Genomic DNA, 15455 nt, shown 5'->3' with positions numbered 1-15455 from the left:
CGGCATGTTTAATAAAGTATTAATTGCGAATCGTGGTGCGATTGCTTGCCGAGTGATCCGCACCCTTAAAAAATTGGGTATTCAATCTGTTGCTGTTTATTCCGAAGCAGACCGTGATTCTTTACATGTGACCATGGCGGATGAAGCCATATGTATTGGCGCTGCACCCGCCAGTCAAAGTTATTTAAATATTGAAAAAATCCTGCAAGTTGCACAGCAAACAGGGGCCGAAGCGATTCACCCAGGTTATGGTTTTTTATCTGAAAATGCAGAGTTCTGTGACCTATGTGAAGCCGCGGGGATTGCTTTTATTGGTCCGACTTCTGCACAAATGCGTAATTTTGGTTTAAAGCATACTGCACGTGAATTGGCAATTCAGAGCCAAGTACCACTTTTGCCGGGTAGTGGTCTGTTGGCAGATGAAGCCGAAGCTTTGGTAGAAGCAGAAAAGATTGGTTATCCCGTGATGCTTAAAAGCACCGCAGGAGGTGGTGGTATTGGCATGCGGTTGGTTTGGAATGCCGAAGAGCTGAAAGATGCTTATCAAACGGTATCTTATTTGGCACAAGCGAACTTTAAAGATGCAGGCTTATATTTAGAAAAATTTGTGCAAAATGCCCGTCATATTGAAGTGCAAATCTTTGGTGATGGCAAAGGTCAAGTTCTGGCATTGGGCGAACGCGATTGTTCGGTACAACGGCGTAACCAAAAGGTGATAGAGGAAACACCTGCACCGCATTTTTCGGATGAACAACGTGATTATCTGCAACAAGTCGCTATACAACTGATGCAATCGGTGCAATACCGTTCTGCGGGTACTGTAGAATTTGTGATGGATACCGATACTCAAGAATTTTATTTCTTGGAAGTGAATACCCGTTTGCAAGTAGAACATGGTGTGACTGAACAGGTTTATGCTGTGGACTTGGTGGAATGGATGGTGACTTTAGCCAGTGGTGACTGGATTGCACCGACTTCGGCTTTACAGTCTAGAGGGCATTCCATTCAAGTGCGCTTATATGCCGAAGACCCAATTAAAAACTTCCAGCCGAGTGCAGGACTTTTAACTGAAGTTGAATTTGATCCACATTGTCGTGTCGAAACTTGGGTGGAAACAGGCTCAAATGTGTCTTCCTATTATGACCCGATGATTGCCAAAATTATTGTGACTGCTACAGATCGTGATGCCGCGATTCAAGCCATGACAGCCAGTTTAGCCAATACCCAAGTGGCAGGGATTGAAACTAATCTTGAGTATTTACAGAATATTGTGGCGGGAGAGGTATTTCAAGCAGGTACACAAACGACGCGTTTTCTAAATAGCTTTACTTGGAAAACTCAAAAGATTGAAGTGTTACAAGCAGGGATTCAAACTTCGATTCAGGACGTTACAGGACGCTTGGGATATTGGGATGTGGGAGTCCCGCCATCAGGAGCGATTGATCCATTTTCTTTGAATGTTGCCAATCAACTGTTGGGTAATGAGAAAAATGCTGCGGGTCTGGAATGTACCCTGCAAGGTCCGAGTTTAAAATTTCACTGCGATAGTCAAATTGTGCTTACAGGTGGCGAGATGCCAACAACACTGGATGGCGTAAGCATTCCAATGTGGCAAACTGTAAATGTGAAGAAAGGACAAATATTAAAATGTGGCAAAATTAGCACAGGCTGCCGTAGTTATATTGGGGTTAAAGGGGGCTTTAAAGTCCCTGAATATTTAGGCTCGCAAGCCACATTTACCTTAGGGCAATTTGGTGGTCATGCAGGGCGTAACTTATTGGTCGGTGATATGTTGCCAATCACATCTTTTAGCGATCAGCCTGCGAACGCTTTAAATCAGGAGCAAATTCCTGCATTTAATTCGAATTGGGAAATTGCGGTGATGTATGGCCCACATGGTGCACCTGACTTTTTCACCAAGCAGGATATTGAAACTTTCTTTGAACATGAGTTTGAAATTCATTTTAACTCAAGCCGAACAGGCATTCGTCTGATTGGACCAAAACCTGAATGGGCACGGGAAGATGGTGGTGAGGCAGGCTTACACCCATCCAATATTCACGATAATGCTTATGCGATTGGGGCGATTGATTTCACGGGCGATATGCCAATTATTTTAGGACCAGATGGTCCGAGTCTGGGCGGTTTTGTCTGTCCAGCAGTGGTGATTCATTCTGAATTGTGGAAGTTGGGACAACTAAAAGCAGGAGATAAAGTGAAATTTATTCCTGTGAGTTACCATCAAGCCAAGCAGCTCAATCAAGACTATCAAGCCATGCTGGATGCACCATCATCTGAAAGTATTCACTATGAGCAAGTGGTACAACCCGAGCCGATCACTTTAAATCATGTAGTTTTGGATATGGTCAAGGGGGATAGTATTCGCCCTGATGTAGTCTATCGTCCTGCGGGGAATCATTACCTGTTGGTGGAATATGGTGAGTTGGTGCTGGATTTGAATCTACGTTTCCGTATTCATGCCTTAATGCAATGGATGAAAGAGCAAAACATCAAGGGCATTATTGATTTAACTCCGGGCATTCGCTCGCTACAAATTCATTATGATTGTTTGGTACTGGATCAAACCGATTTACTGCGTTTGCTAGAAGTGGCTGAAGAACAACTGCCCAATATTGCCGAAATGCAGGTTCCGTCACGAACTGTATATTTGCCTTTGGCTTGGGAAGATTCGCAAACCCAATTGGCAACGGAACGTTATAGCCAAATCGTGCGTGCCGATGCGCCGTGGTGTCCAGATAATATTGAGTTTATTCGCCGTATTAATGGTTTAGATTCTAAACAAGCGGTGAAAGATGTGGTCTATAACGCCAGTTATTTGGTGATGGGACTGGGAGATGTGTATTTGGGTGCACCAGTGGCAACACCTTTAGACCCGCGGCAACGTTTAGTCACCACCAAATATAACCCAGCGCGGACATGGACACCTGAAAATGCGGTGGGCATTGGCGGTGCTTATATGTGCGTGTACGGCATGGAAGGGCCGGGCGGTTATCAGTTTGTGGGACGAACCACGCAAATGTGGAGTCGTTACCGTAAGAATGCCAATTTTGAAGAGGGTAAGCCGTGGTTACTGCGCTTCTTTGACCAGATTAAATTCTATGAAGTGTCTGAAGCTGAATTGATGCAGATGCGTGAAGATTTTAAAGCAGGACGTTTAAATCTACGCGTTGAAGAGGGTGTATTGAACCTAAAAGAATATAACCAATTCTTGCAGGAGAATGCTGAAACTATTCAGGCATTCAAGCATATCCAGCAAAGTAACTTTGAAGTCGAGCGTCGTCGTTGGCACGAAGCAGGATTGGCGGAATATGTATCTGAAAGCTTAGATACGGTGGATGATGGTGAAGCCGTGTTAATTCCAGATGGTGGTTGTGCCGTGGAATCGCACATGCCCGGTTCAATTTGGAAAATTGAATGTCAGATGGGTGATGTGGTGGAAGAAGGGGCGACTTTGGCGGTGATAGAAGCCATGAAAATTGAGATTCCAATTTTGGCACCTGATCGTATGAAAGTTGAAGCCATTACCATTGAAAAAGGGCAAACCGTGAAAACGGGGCAAGTGCTGTTTACATTGGCACCTGTGGCTTAGATAGTTTTCCCCTAACCTTTCTTTTAGGAGCGGTTAGGGGATTTAAATAGCTTTAGTAATTACACTTTTCAATATGCTTAAAAATTCGTTCGCAAAGCTCAGTTGCTTTTGAAGTGAGTTGCCAATCAGGGTTTTCATCAAAATCTTTAATAATTTCTCGGCAAAAATCTAATTTGTATTTAATAGTCCCAACTCCTGTACCATCAGCAAATGCAGTTTTGGAGGATGTAGATTTTGGTTTTTTAATTTGAGTATCTAACAGCTTACCAATTCCATCATCTGTATGATCAAAATAATTTTCATCTGAAATCTGATCAATGAGCGCAATATCATAACTTTTAGTTGTTGATTCTTTCATGCGAAAAAATCTAGATTTTGCTACACGAATAATGGAGTTTTTAGGTAATGTATTTTCGGTTTCTTTACATTTTAGAATGAAATAATTTTCAGATTTCAATTCCTTTTTTAAAATGGCTACACGATCAGCCTTGCCGTTAATATCTCCATCTGCGATCAAAAGCATTAAAGCATTTTACTTAAAATTGTATTTGCACTGGCTTTGTTGCACAAAGCTGTTCTTAAGGGCTTCTTCAGCAATATAATTTTCAAATGAAGAAGCCTACACACAAAATCTACCGCACAACCAATTGGCCCGCATATAACCGAGCTCTCATTAATCGTGGAAATATTGCCATTTGGTTCGATCCAAAAACACAATGGTATGCACTAACAAGTAGTAAACAAGGTCGAAGTCAAACCTATTCCGACATAGCAATTCAATGCTGTTTGATGATCAAATCTCTATTTAGACTCACTCTACGCATGGTTACTGGCTTTGTTCAAAGCTTAATTAAACTTTGCGGATTAGATTGGACAGCACCAGACTTCACGACGCTTTGTAGAAGACAGAAGCATATTGATATTGCAATTAGTTATCAGAAAAACAGTGATGGGCTTCATCTACTCGTAGACTCTACTGGCTTAAAGTTTTTGGGTGAAGGTGAATGGAAACGAAAGAAACATCAGCCTGAATATCGTCGCCAATGGCGTAAATTACATATTGGTATAGATGCTAAAACCTTGCAAATACGCGCTATTCAGCTCACAACCAATAATGTGAGTGATTCACAAGTACTTGGTGATTTACTGGATCAGATTCCACAAGATGAGAAGATTGACTCCGTTTATACCGATGGTGCTTATGACACCAAGAAATGCCGTCAGGTCATTGCAGATCGGCAAGCGCATGCAGTGATTCCACCCAGGAAAAATGCGAAACCTTGGAAAAATATAAAGATCAGCTCGCTAGAGCGAAATGAATTGCTTCGAACAGTTAAATGTTTAGGCAGGACATTATGGAAAAAATGGTCAGGCTATCATCGCCGAAGTTTGGTCGAAACCAAGATGCATTGCATAAAGTTATTAGGCGATAAACTCAGTGCAAGAAACTTTCAAAGCCAAGTCAATGAAATTCATGCACGTGTAGCAGTCCTCAACAGATTTACGGAATTAGGTCGCCCTCATACCCAAGTTGTATCTTAAATTTGGATCTTCTAGGGTAGCTCTATCTTTCAAACCTTTGTGCAACCAAGCCGCCCTGAATTAGAACAAGACTAAATTTTCTGCACAAATAATAAGCTTTTTCAGCCCTTAAAACCGTAAATATCCTCCATCAAACTGGCACGCTTTCTGCATTTATTCGAGTAATACAAAATTCGAATTTGGTAATACCAAAGAGGAGCCGCAGATGCAAAAGTCGCAAACCCAAGCCAAGAAGACATCACAGCTTTTTAAACAGTTTCTACTGGAGTTAATTAGCGTTCGCGCGGGCTTTTATGTCAAGCAAGACCCTCATCATCCTGAAACATTGCGGAAGTAAATTGTGGCTAAACCTAAACTTGCCCGAATCAGTGTCACGGTTCCAGAAAGTACCTTAAGCGCACTGGATCAGAAAATTGTTGATCAATGCTATGAAAGTCGTTCGCAAGCCATTGTAGACATGATTCACAAGCACCTAATTGCAGAAGAAGAGCGGCAAAATTCGGTCATGGTCGGCACATTGACCTTGCTGTATGACGCCAGTTCTATGCCATTGCGAGTTCAGTTAATGGATTTGCAACAGCAATATTTGGAACAAGTAATTAGCTCGCTGCATATTCAACTGGATGAGCAAAAAATTATGGAAGTCATGCTGATGCAAGGCAAAAGCACCGAATTAAAGTTAATGAGCCAACAATTTATTACTCTAAAAGGGGTCATTAACGGACACCTTGAATTGATGGATGCGGTAATGCCACCGATTCCACAAAATGTTGAATAATCTAAGGGGAACCTGAAAATGATGAAAAAAGCAGTGTTATCAATGTCCGTGGTTGCGGGTATTTTACTTTCGGGCTGTGACAATACCGCCAAAGTGCCTGAAGCGGAAAAAAAATCAGAGACTACGGCAACGAGTCAACCGATGACCATTGGTTATAGTGACTGGCCGGGATTTGTAGCTTGGCAAGTTGCGATTGAAAAAGGCTGGTTAAAAGAAGCGGGCTTAAATGTCGAATTTAAATGGTTTGATTATTCAGCATCGCTTTCGGCATTTGCGGCGAACCAGTTAGATGCAGTTTTGGTGACCAATGGCGATAATCTGGTCACAGCATCGGGGGGAACCAAAGGCATCATGATTATGGCAACCGATTATTCCGCAGGGAATGACGTGATTATTGCCAAAGAGGGCATAAACAGCATTGCAGATTTAAAAGGGAAATCGATTGCGACTGAAAAAGGTTTGGTGGATCATCTATTATTATCTACAGCTTTAGATGATGCCAAAATTTCATTATCTGATGTGAAACTGGTCAATTCAATGACCAATGAATTGCCGCAAGTCTTTGCAAGTAATAGTGTAGATGCCATTGCAGTATGGCAACCCGTCGCCAATCAGGCATTAAAATCGGTTGCTGGGTCTAAAATTATTTATACCTCAAAAGATAAACCGGGTCTGATTTATGACACGCTGACCGTGAATATGAGCCATTTAGCTGCCAACAAAGAACAGTGGTCGAAATTAATTCAGGTTTGGGATAAAACCGTGAAATATATTAATGACCCTGCAACCCATGCAGATGCGGTCAAGATTATGTCGAATCGTGTTGGGGTAGATCCTCAGCAATATGAACAATTTATTGGTGGGACACATTTACTGGATTTAGCTGCAAACAAGAAAGTGTTTACCAAAGGTTCAGGCTTCGATTCCATTTATGGTTCGACGTATCATGTGAATAAATTTAATGTCAGCAATGGCATCTACAAAACTCAAATGGATGTCGATGGTTTAATTTATCCCGCATTGATCGAAGGATTGAAATAAGCCACTTATACGAGGAAAAGCCCAGAAATCTTCTGGGCTTTTTGGTTGGGTGATACAGCATGGCGATGTTTCTGTCATGCTATTTTTATATTAAAGATGGGTGCTTTGCGAAAAGATATTAATCACCAGAATTCCTGAAATCATTAAAGCTAAACCAATCAATGCAGGTACGTCTAATTGCTGCTTAAAACCAAACCATCCCACCAATGAAATTAAAATAATGCCCGCACCCGACCAAATTGCATAGGCAATGCCCATAGGAATGGTTTTTAAGGTTAAAGACAGAAAATATAAAGCAATCGCATAGCCCACGACTGTAATTGAAGAAGGGATAAACACACTAAACCCTTGTGAGGCTTTTAATGCTGAAGTAGCAATGACTTCGGCAATAATCGCAATGCTTAAGTAGATGAATGCAATCAAAATATCACCTACTTAATATGTTGCTTGAGCATGATGTAACAGATGCTCAGCTTCTTGTGTGAGCCAAGTTTGACTGGCTGCTGTTGTAGGGGTTTGCGTTTGGAATTGATAATGGGGTTGATAGATGTCGACCTTGAAATATAAGGCATAGGTTTCACCTTCAATTTCTTTGACTTGCTTAAGCTGATTTTCACCAATATATTCGAAGCCTTCGAGTGAAAAGGGCTGCAGCAAGCGATGGTTTTGGGTGCTGAATTGTACGCCCGAAGATAACGAACCCACTGAAACTTCAAACTGATTGATTTGCTCTAAATCAACACCTGCTTGATGCGCCTCCACTAGATGAGTAAACGGGTCGATAACTTGCTGATTTTGCGGCAGTCGAGACTGTGCATAAGCCACTAAGTCACCGCAAATAATCAAGCCTGCATCCAGTTGAACTGGAGTATTCGATTCAAGATGAACGGCTTTTTCTAAACGTAATCCAAGGTATAAACCTTGATTGGCTTGTTGACGCCAATCCTCCACATAGGCATTGCTAGGAGAGAATTCCAAAATACAGTTGCCAATGCAATGTAAGGTTGCGGGTTCTGGCCACTGAATATGGTTTTGGTAATTGGAATTTGAATTGACTTGCCAAGATAAGACTTGCTGTTGTTTATTCCACTGGGTTTGTCCAAGCCAGCCCTGACGTTGCAACACAGGGGTAAGCTCAATATCTTTCAGTCTTAAATCAATGGTAAAAGATTTGGATTGAAACCAATAAACAATAGTTTTCTCATCCGTTTGACCATTAAAAAAACTAATGCTTTTGCGTCTAAACGCACCGAGCAATTCTAAAGGCAGCCCTACGGTATTTACATCAGTTGGCAAGAGTTGAGTCGACAACTTTGCACATAAATCGATTAAATTCATAACTTTTCCTTGTGTTCATTTAGACCAAAGGAATACAACGGACGGGCATTGTTCAGCACAATTTCGCCAGATGCGACTTTTTCTTTTAAATAATGAAAGGTCTGAGCAGTCTGGTTGAATAAGTGCTCTCCGCCACTTAAAGGGGCATATTTGGGTTGATCTGTCTCAATCACAGGCTGAATCACATAGTCATAATCGCAAGAGAAAAACAGCGGGAACGAGTAGCGCTCTTGTTGAACTTTTTTGACGCGATGTTTGGTGGCCAAATAACGTCCATTGGACAGAATTTCCATCATGTCGCCAATGTTCATCACCAGTGTGTTTTCAAGTAAGGGAATATCGATCCATTCCCCTTGTTTATTCAGGACTTGTAGGCCGGGAGCGGTCGGAAGGAGTAGGGTAAAACATTCATAATCGGTATGTGCTCCCATACCTTCTTGGTCTTGTGCCTGCGGATTGAAGGGGTAGTGAATCAGTCGAAGTTGACTCGGTGCATGAGCAATATGCGTATCAAAATAGTTTTCCTTTAAACCTAAGGCTAAGGCAAAACACTGGAACAATTGCTGACCAATATCTTTTAGATGTTGATAATACTGCGATACATGCTGTTTAAATTCAGCATCTTCAGGCCACTGGGTCGGTCCCACTAAAGGACGCCGTTGTTCTATCCCTAAGTAGTCATAATTCACATCATAGGACTCTTTAAGGTCATAGACATTTTGGACAAATTGTTCTTCTCCAATGGGAACATAGCCGCTATGATTTTCGGAAAAACCAATGTAGTGCTGCATTTTACTTTGCTGATCACGGGCAAAATATTGTGCGCTGATCCGACATAAATTTTCAAAGAGTTCGGGTTGGAATTGCTCACCTTTTAAATATAGAAAGCCAACCTCTTTACAGGCTTGATCGAGTGCCTGTGCAACAGATAAACGCTCTTCCAAATGTGGGCTGTTGAGTTTTGAAATTTCTACCAGTGGTAATACATAATCGTTTTGCATGATCATCACCAAAAGTTGGTCGTCCAACGTATTGTTCAACACTTTGGGTCGTCCCAAAGGCTAGGATTGTTTATGAGCATCTTATTTGTGTGTGCTGACTTGTGTCATACGTGGAATTTTGGGTAGCTCTGCTAAAGCTGGGTCAAGTTCATCTTCCTGTGCGTGGACCAAGGCATCGACACGTTCACGTAAGCGTTTGAATTCCGGTGTAAGCATCAGTTCTGCATTGCGTGGTCGTGGTAAATCCACCTCAATAATTTCTTTAATTTCCCCTGGATTGGCTTTCAGAGCCACAATTCGATCTGCCAGTAAAATGGCTTCATCCATGTCATGAGTGACAAAAATAATGGTGATGTCGATGTTCTGCCATAAATCCATGAGATGTTTTTGCATTTTCTGACGGGTATGCGGATCGAGCGCCCCAAAAGGTTCATCCATGAGTAAAATTTTCGGTTGATTGACCAAGGCACGGGCAATCGCAACGCGTTGTTTCATGCCACCCGACAGTTGATGCGGATATTGGTTTTCATATTTTTCTAAGCCAATAATGTTGATCCATTCACGTGCATGTGCTTCTGCGGAGGCATGGCTTGCACCTTTCATGAGCGGACCGAACATCACATTTTCTTTGACAGTTTTCCACGGAAATAATGTATAGCCTTGAAAAACCATGCCACGTTCTGGGCTAGGGCCTGTAATCGGTTGACCATCGACCAGTAGTTCTCCACTGTGATACGGATCGAGTCCCGCGACGACACGGCTAAAAGTGGATTTGCCACAACCCGAGGGACCAATTACACAAATAAATTCACGCTTATGAATTTTTAAATCGAGTTGATTCAACACGGTGCGTTGGGTTTTGCCATGTTGAAACACTTGCGTGAGTTTTTTTGCCTCAAGAATCACAGGGCGTTGATAGATTTGTTCAAAATATTGTGTTGCACCATCATTCGAGGTTGTATTCATTATTTTGCTCCTGCTTTCCATTTAAACAGTCGTTCGCCCAATTTCATTAAAATGACATCGCAGACCAGTCCAATCACCCCAATAATCAAAATAGCAGCATAGACATTATCAAAGTTTTGATAACGTGCTTGTTGGGTAATAAACCATGTGATGCCCGAGGTCGTACCAATCAATTCAGACACAATTAAATAGGTCCATGCCCAGCCCAATAGCACGCGTAAATCACGATAAATATCGGGTAATGCCGCAGGAATCACCACATGAAACAGACTTTTCATTTTGTTGGTGCCGAGGGTATAGCCTGCTTCTATCAGGCCGCGATCGACCATGCGGGTGGTATTGGCAATAATTAGAATTTGTTGAAATAGTGTTCCGATCACAATAATGGCAACTTTCGGCGCATCATTAATCCCTAAGATGGCAACCGCAAGTGCACCAAATGCAGGGGCGGGTAAATAACGGAAGAACTCGACAAAAGGTTCGGTCAGTTTTGAAATCTTGAGTGAGAAGCCACACAAAATTCCTAAAGGAATACCAATTAAGGAAGACAAGAAAAATGCGGTAAAAACCAGTTTAATACTATGCCATAGGCTTTGATGAAACCACGGAGCATCGGGTTGTACAGGTGCGGTCGTAAATGCAGTGATGAGCGCCGTTGCAACTTCATCGGGTGCAGGTAAATAAATCGGGTTGACCAATTTGCCTTGAGGTGGCGCATCGCCGTGATTGCCAGCATTTTGTGCTTCATTATAGAACAGCGCTTTATCGACCCGACTGTCGACTTGCAAATAAGGCACGCTGCCAGAGTCGGTAATTTGGACTTGAGGATGCCAAATAAACGGCAGATAACTGACAGCACACCAAATCAAAATCGGAATAAGAAATGAGCAAAAGCCCAGAATCAGCTTATTTTTTTGGTTGAGTTCATTTGCAACATATCCCATATCGCTTGCCCGCCTAGTATTACGAATTTTTAAAAACGTATTACTCATAAGCAAAATAAATGCCAATTAGAGATTAAGCACAGGAAGCATGATTCAATCAAAACAAGATAACTCTGCGTTGTGCAGCATTTTTACTATATTGAATCAATACCATTTTTAATGGGATAGCTCGGAATCATTCGTGATTTGGGGGAAGGTGCGTTATCTATGTGTGGAATATGCTGACGACAATTTGTATAGGATTAATCAAAGACAACACCTTATGCAGTCCTCTATGATTTGTTATCCCTCTGGGTGGGAGAAGAATAAGAATAACGGAGCATATGGAAAAACGCTTTTCCGAAATTCAACATTATTGTTCAAACAACGCTATATCAGCATGAGTTATTAGAAAAATGAATTTTCATTAGCTGAAATAAAGATATTGTTTGGAGGATTCAAGCATTAAATCTTTTAAGAGTTTCTCTATAATCAGCTTTTTTATTTAATATAACTTAACTTTATGAAAATCTTAGATGGCGGTTTTGGTCGTGAACTTGCGCGTAGAGGTGCACCTTTTAGACAACCTGAATGGTCTGCATTGGCTTTAACAGAAGCACCAGACATTGTAAAACAGGTGCATTTAGACTTTATTCAGGCGGGTGCAGAAGTTATTACCACCAATAATTATGCAGTGGTTCCATTTCATATTGGCGAGCAACGCTTTGAAAATGAAGTAACAAACTTGGTGAATGTTGCTGTAACTCAGGCGAAAAAAGCAGTTGAAGAGAGTGGAAAAGACGTTCGCATTGCAGGTTGTTTGCCTCCGTTATTTGGTTCTTACCGTGCGGATTTATTTAAAGAAGCAGAGGCTAAAACTCTTGCAACACCAATTATTGAAACTTTGTCACCGCATGTCGATTTTTGGTTGGCAGAGACACAATCTTGCCTCAAAGAAGTCGAAACCGTACATGCCTTATTACCTAAAGATGGGCGAGATTTTTGGGTGTCGTTTACCTTGCAGGATGAAATTCAGTTAGAACAACCATTATTACGTTCTGGGGAAAGCCTTGAACAAGTGGCAGAGCTACTGAAACGCCTTGATGCCAATGCCGTATTATTTAACTGCTGCCAACCAGAAGTGGTATTACAAGCCATTATTGAAATTAAAAAATTATTACCTGAAACAGTACAAATTGGGGCTTATGCCAATGCATTTCCGCCACAGAAAAGTGAAGCAACCGCTAACGATGGTTTAGATGAAATCCGTGCCGATTTAAATCCTGAATTATATTTAAGCTTTGCACAGCAGTGGCAAGCTGCGGGAGCAACCTTAATTGGGGGCTGTTGTGGTATTGGTCCTGAGCATATTGCAGAACTTTCTCAATTTTTTAAACAGTAAGATTTTCTTATGTCTACAGCTAAAATTGGCTTACTTTCCTTAACTGCCTTAGTGTTTAGTTCTATGGTGGGTTCTGGGGTATTTAGTCTGCCACAAAACATGGCTGCAGTGGCAAATGGTCAAGCCTTATTAATGGCTTGGCTTATTACAGGCGTAGGAATTCTGTTTCTCGCCTTTGCACTGCTTTTTTTAACACGGCAAAGACCTGACCTGGATGGTGGTATTTATAATTATGCCCGAGAAGGTTTTGGTGAATTAATTGGCTTTTGTTCTGCATGGGGTTATTGGCTCTGTACCACCATCGGCATTGTTGGATATGTGGTAATTGCCTTTTCTGGTGTGGGTTTATTTACTGATAGCCCAGAGCATGTGTATTTTGGTGAGGGCAATACCCTGTATGCATTGATTGGTTCATCCATCTTTGTCTGGATTGTGCATTGGCTGGTCAGTCAGGGGATTAAAGAAGCCGCTTTGGTAAACCTTATTGCGACTATTGCCAAGATTGTCCCTTTGGTTATTTTTATTGCCTGCGGCTTTGTTGCCTTCAAGCTTGATTTATTCAAACTCAATTTCATCGACTTTTCTTTACAGTTACCTGTTTGGGAACAGGTGCGTAATTTGATGCTAATTACCTTATGGGTATTTACGGGTATTGAGGGAGCTGTGGTTTTATCGTCCCGTGCCAAGAACAGACAAGATATTGGTCGTGCAACCGTTTTGGGTGTGCTACTGGCATTAAGTTTCTATGTCATGGTGACTGTGCTGGCTTATGGTGTAACAGGGCGGGCTGAAATTGCCAATATGCACAACCCATCTATGGCGACCATACTAGAGCAACTGATTGGTTTACCGGGCACCATTATTATTACGCTGGGTTTGATTATTTCGGTCAGTTCTTCATATTTAAGTTGGACTTTATTTGCAACGGAAATTCCATTTTTAGCTGCAAAAAATAAAGCTTTTCCTTCTATCTTTTTAAAAATCAATCAGAATGGTGTACCGATTGCGTCGCTTTGGCTGACGTCTATTGTGGTGCAAATTTCTCTGATTGCAGTCTGCTTCTTTGATAAAAACTATACGCAATTATTGCTCATTTCATCTGTAATGATTTTATTGCCATACTTTTTGGTTTCTGCATTCTATTTAAAAGAATCTGTGAAACATAAACGTAGTAAACATGTTTGGATTGCCGCAGTCGCTGTGATCTATGCAGCATGGTTACTTTATGCGGCAGGTGTTTCATTGTTATTGCTGTCGGGTTGCCTGTATTTACTGGGGTTACTTGTATTTTTCTATAGTCGATTTACACATAAAAAAGTGGCATTTGAGTAAAGTGAATAAAAAGAAAACCGCGATAACAGCGCGGTTTTCTTTTTGGCAGGCCATAAAATGACTCAACATATTTTCTACGATTGAAGTGTCACAATAAGCATGTTTAGACTTGGATTATTTATCTAGGCGTTTTATAAAATATTGCGTAACTCACGTGCCGTCTCTTGCAGTAATGGCAAAATGTGCTGAATCAGATATTCCTTAGTGGTACGAGTAGTTGGGGACACAATATTCAAAGCGGCAATCACTTTGGATCTTTGTTGATAAATCGGTACGGCAAGCGCATGGACACCTAATTCATGTTCCTCACAAGAATAGCACCAGTCCTGTTCTTTGATTTCATGTAGTAAGTTTAAAAATGTTGCATTGTCGGTATGGGTGTATTTAGTTAAACGTTGTAGTGGATATTTTTCCAACCATTCACGTTGCTCATTCGGTTCTAGATGCGCCAATAAAATTTTCCCTGCGGATGTTGCATGCGCGGGTAAGCGGTTACCTAAGTGTAAACCATAAGGATTGACGCGATCTGTTTGTTGATGTGCAGCGCTACGTGCAATGGTAATGGCTTCATATCCATCCAGTACCATTACGGAAAAGATTAAAGATGTTTGGTTGGTAAGTAGATTCAATAGAGGTTGAGATATCTTAGGGAGTTGAGCACCTGCTAAATAAGAACCTGAAAATTTTAAAATTTTAGGGGTTAAATAAAAATAATGACCATCCGACTCTAAATAACCTAAATATTCAAGGGTGAGCAAATGACGTCGTGCCGCAGCACGGGTCATCCCTGTACGTTCAGCAGCCATGGAAATGTTTAAACGATGTCGTTCTGTGCCAAAGCTATCCAAAATTGCTAGGCCTTTGCTGATCCCTGCGACAAAATCTTCATGACGAATGGTTTTTTTATTGTCTTTATTTTCAAGCCATCTTTCAGTTTTGTGCAATTCCTCATCCATGTAGATACTTTCCTGAAATGTATTTTGTTTATATTTTTACTATAGCCTGAAATCTGACTGAAAAAATCAGGTTTTGTTCGATAATAAGTAAAAATGTTCGATCATCGAACAAAAGCACATCTAGCTATCTAGTCCAGAGTTAAGAAATGATAAAAAATGAACGGATAAGGAAATCGAACTAAAAGACTAGGGAATGTTGTTTTAGCTGAATTGCTCTCCAGTATAAGTTAGGTTTCCGTGCCTTTTCAAATTTTGCATGATGCACAATGGAGTTATCTAATGATAGATAAAAGTGCAGCGACCTTAACGGAAGCGCTCTCCCAGATACAAGACGGCTCAACCATCATGATTGGTGGTTTTGGTACAGCAGGCCAACCCGCTGAACTCATTGACGGGCTGATCAAGCTTGGACGTAAAGACCTGACCATTGTCAGCAACAACGCAGGCAACGGCGACTATGGTCTGGCGAAACTGTTGAAAGCCGGTGCCGTGAAAAAAGTCATCTGCTCATTCCCACGTCAGTCCGACTCTTGGGTCTTCGATGAACTCTATCGTGCAGGCAAAAT

At 41.4% G+C, this 15455-nt stretch carries 14 protein-coding genes and 1 pseudogene; 8 read left to right on the top strand and 7 right to left on the bottom strand.

All coding sequences use genetic code 11. The features are described from left to right. Positions 1 to 4: 4 nt before the first annotated feature. Positions 5 to 3610 (top strand): urea carboxylase, encoded by a 3606-nt coding sequence (uca, locus tag E0H82_RS05000; RefSeq protein WP_131263622.1) that lies wholly within the window; start codon positions 5 to 7, stop codon positions 3608 to 3610. Between the two features lie 52 nt (positions 3611 to 3662). Here the strand turns inward: uca and E0H82_RS04995 are convergent. Beyond that, positions 3663 to 4133 (bottom strand): annotated as a pseudogene (locus tag E0H82_RS04995) (ATP-binding protein); the annotation flags it as partial. A gap of 86 nt (positions 4134 to 4219) precedes the next feature. Between E0H82_RS04995 and E0H82_RS04990 the strand changes: the two are divergent. The 4 genes from E0H82_RS04990 to E0H82_RS04975 all read left to right on the top strand — a co-directional run bounded on the left by E0H82_RS04990 (position 4220) and on the right by E0H82_RS04975 (position 6971). Continuing rightward, entirely contained in the window at positions 4220 to 5152 is a 933-nt protein-coding gene (locus E0H82_RS04990) for an IS5 family transposase (RefSeq protein WP_131263620.1), read from the top strand. Positions 5153 to 5357: 205 nt separating this feature from the next. Continuing rightward, positions 5358 to 5489: a hypothetical protein gene (locus E0H82_RS16665; RefSeq protein WP_228258625.1), complete on the top strand. Its 132-nt coding sequence runs from the start codon at positions 5358 to 5360 to the stop codon at positions 5487 to 5489. 3 nt (positions 5490 to 5492) lie between these two features. Next, positions 5493 to 5930 carry a CopG family ribbon-helix-helix protein gene (locus E0H82_RS04980; RefSeq protein ID WP_131263618.1) on the top strand — a complete coding sequence of 146 codons (438 nt, stop codon included), beginning with the start codon at positions 5493 to 5495 and terminating at the stop codon, positions 5928 to 5930. Between the two features lie 18 nt (positions 5931 to 5948). Next, complete coding sequence (locus E0H82_RS04975; protein ID WP_131263616.1) at positions 5949 to 6971, top strand: ABC transporter substrate-binding protein; 1023 nt, start codon at positions 5949 to 5951, stop codon at positions 6969 to 6971. 90 nt (positions 6972 to 7061) lie between these two features. Here E0H82_RS04975 and E0H82_RS04970 read toward each other — a convergent pair whose 3' ends face one another. The 5 genes from E0H82_RS04970 to E0H82_RS04950 all read right to left on the bottom strand — a co-directional run bounded on the left by E0H82_RS04970 (position 7062) and on the right by E0H82_RS04950 (position 11220). Continuing rightward, the gene (locus E0H82_RS04970; RefSeq protein WP_131263876.1) at positions 7062 to 7391 is read right to left on the bottom strand and encodes a DMT family transporter; all 330 of its coding nucleotides are present in this window, start codon (positions 7389 to 7391) and stop codon (positions 7062 to 7064) included. Positions 7392 to 7406: 15 nt separating this feature from the next. After that, positions 7407 to 8309, bottom strand: coding sequence for a hypothetical protein (locus E0H82_RS04965; RefSeq protein ID WP_131263614.1), 903 nt, complete (start codon positions 8307 to 8309; stop codon positions 7407 to 7409). Continuing rightward, positions 8306 to 9310: an isopenicillin N synthase family dioxygenase gene (locus tag E0H82_RS04960; protein ID WP_131263612.1), complete on the bottom strand. Its 1005-nt coding sequence runs from the start codon at positions 9308 to 9310 to the stop codon at positions 8306 to 8308. The genes E0H82_RS04965 and E0H82_RS04960 overlap by 4 nt, the downstream gene beginning before the upstream one ends. Before the next feature lie 81 nt (positions 9311 to 9391). After that, positions 9392 to 10276 carry an ABC transporter ATP-binding protein gene (locus tag E0H82_RS04955; protein WP_165492923.1) on the bottom strand — a complete coding sequence of 295 codons (885 nt, stop codon included), beginning with the start codon at positions 10274 to 10276 and terminating at the stop codon, positions 9392 to 9394. Further along, the gene (locus E0H82_RS04950; protein WP_131263875.1) at positions 10276 to 11220 is read right to left on the bottom strand and encodes an ABC transporter permease; all 945 of its coding nucleotides are present in this window, start codon (positions 11218 to 11220) and stop codon (positions 10276 to 10278) included. Before E0H82_RS04950 ends, E0H82_RS04955 begins: the two co-directional genes overlap by 1 nt. Positions 11221 to 11722: 502 nt before the next feature. Between E0H82_RS04950 and E0H82_RS04945 the strand changes: the two genes are divergently transcribed. Both E0H82_RS04945 and E0H82_RS04940 read left to right on the top strand, forming a co-directional pair. Next, positions 11723 to 12601 carry a homocysteine S-methyltransferase family protein gene (locus tag E0H82_RS04945; protein WP_131263608.1) on the top strand — a complete coding sequence of 293 codons (879 nt, stop codon included), beginning with the start codon at positions 11723 to 11725 and terminating at the stop codon, positions 12599 to 12601. 9 nt (positions 12602 to 12610) lie between these two features. Continuing rightward, on the top strand, positions 12611 to 13933 hold the full coding sequence (locus E0H82_RS04940; RefSeq protein WP_131263606.1) for a basic amino acid/polyamine antiporter: 1323 nt from the start codon (positions 12611 to 12613) through the stop codon (positions 13931 to 13933). A 131-nt stretch (positions 13934 to 14064) separates the two neighbouring features. Here E0H82_RS04940 and pcaU read toward each other — a convergent pair whose 3' ends face one another. Beyond that, positions 14065 to 14877: an IclR family transcriptional regulator PcaU gene (gene pcaU / locus E0H82_RS04935; protein WP_165492927.1), complete on the bottom strand. Its 813-nt coding sequence runs from the start codon at positions 14875 to 14877 to the stop codon at positions 14065 to 14067. A gap of 291 nt (positions 14878 to 15168) precedes the next feature. Between pcaU and E0H82_RS04930 the strand changes: the two genes are divergently transcribed. Further along, positions 15169 to 15455, top strand: a 287-nt coding sequence (locus E0H82_RS04930; protein ID WP_131263874.1) for a 3-oxoacid CoA-transferase subunit A, incomplete at its 3' end; no start/stop codon positions are given.

This window comes from Acinetobacter sp. ANC 4910 (assembly GCF_004331035.1).
Taxonomy (GTDB): domain Bacteria; phylum Pseudomonadota; class Gammaproteobacteria; order Pseudomonadales; family Moraxellaceae; genus Acinetobacter.
This window is presented reverse-complemented; position numbering and strand designations above follow the sequence as displayed.

What these genes read in the sequence shown, in the direction of transcription:
- uca (WP_131263622.1), top strand. Translation starts at nt 5, where the DNA reads ATGTTTAATAAAGTATTAATTGCGAATCGTGGTGCGATTGCTTGCCGA.
- E0H82_RS04990 (WP_131263620.1), top strand. Translation starts at nt 4,220, where the DNA reads ATGAAGAAGCCTACACACAAAATCTACCGCACAACCAATTGGCCCGCA.
- E0H82_RS16665 (WP_228258625.1), top strand. Translation starts at nt 5,358, where the DNA reads ATGCAAAAGTCGCAAACCCAAGCCAAGAAGACATCACAGCTTTTTAAA.
- E0H82_RS04975 (WP_131263616.1), top strand. Translation starts at nt 5,949, where the DNA reads ATGATGAAAAAAGCAGTGTTATCAATGTCCGTGGTTGCGGGTATTTTA.
- E0H82_RS04965 (WP_131263614.1), bottom strand. Translation starts at nt 8,309, where the DNA reads ATGAATTTAATCGATTTATGTGCAAAGTTGTCGACTCAACTCTTGCCA.
- E0H82_RS04960 (WP_131263612.1), bottom strand. Translation starts at nt 9,310, where the DNA reads ATGCAAAACGATTATGTATTACCACTGGTAGAAATTTCAAAACTCAAC.
- E0H82_RS04955 (WP_165492923.1), bottom strand. Translation starts at nt 10,276, where the DNA reads ATGAATACAACCTCGAATGATGGTGCAACACAATATTTTGAACAAATC.
- E0H82_RS04950 (WP_131263875.1), bottom strand. Translation starts at nt 11,220, where the DNA reads ATGGGATATGTTGCAAATGAACTCAACCAAAAAAATAAGCTGATTCTG.
- E0H82_RS04945 (WP_131263608.1), top strand. Translation starts at nt 11,723, where the DNA reads ATGAAAATCTTAGATGGCGGTTTTGGTCGTGAACTTGCGCGTAGAGGT.
- E0H82_RS04940 (WP_131263606.1), top strand. Translation starts at nt 12,611, where the DNA reads ATGTCTACAGCTAAAATTGGCTTACTTTCCTTAACTGCCTTAGTGTTT.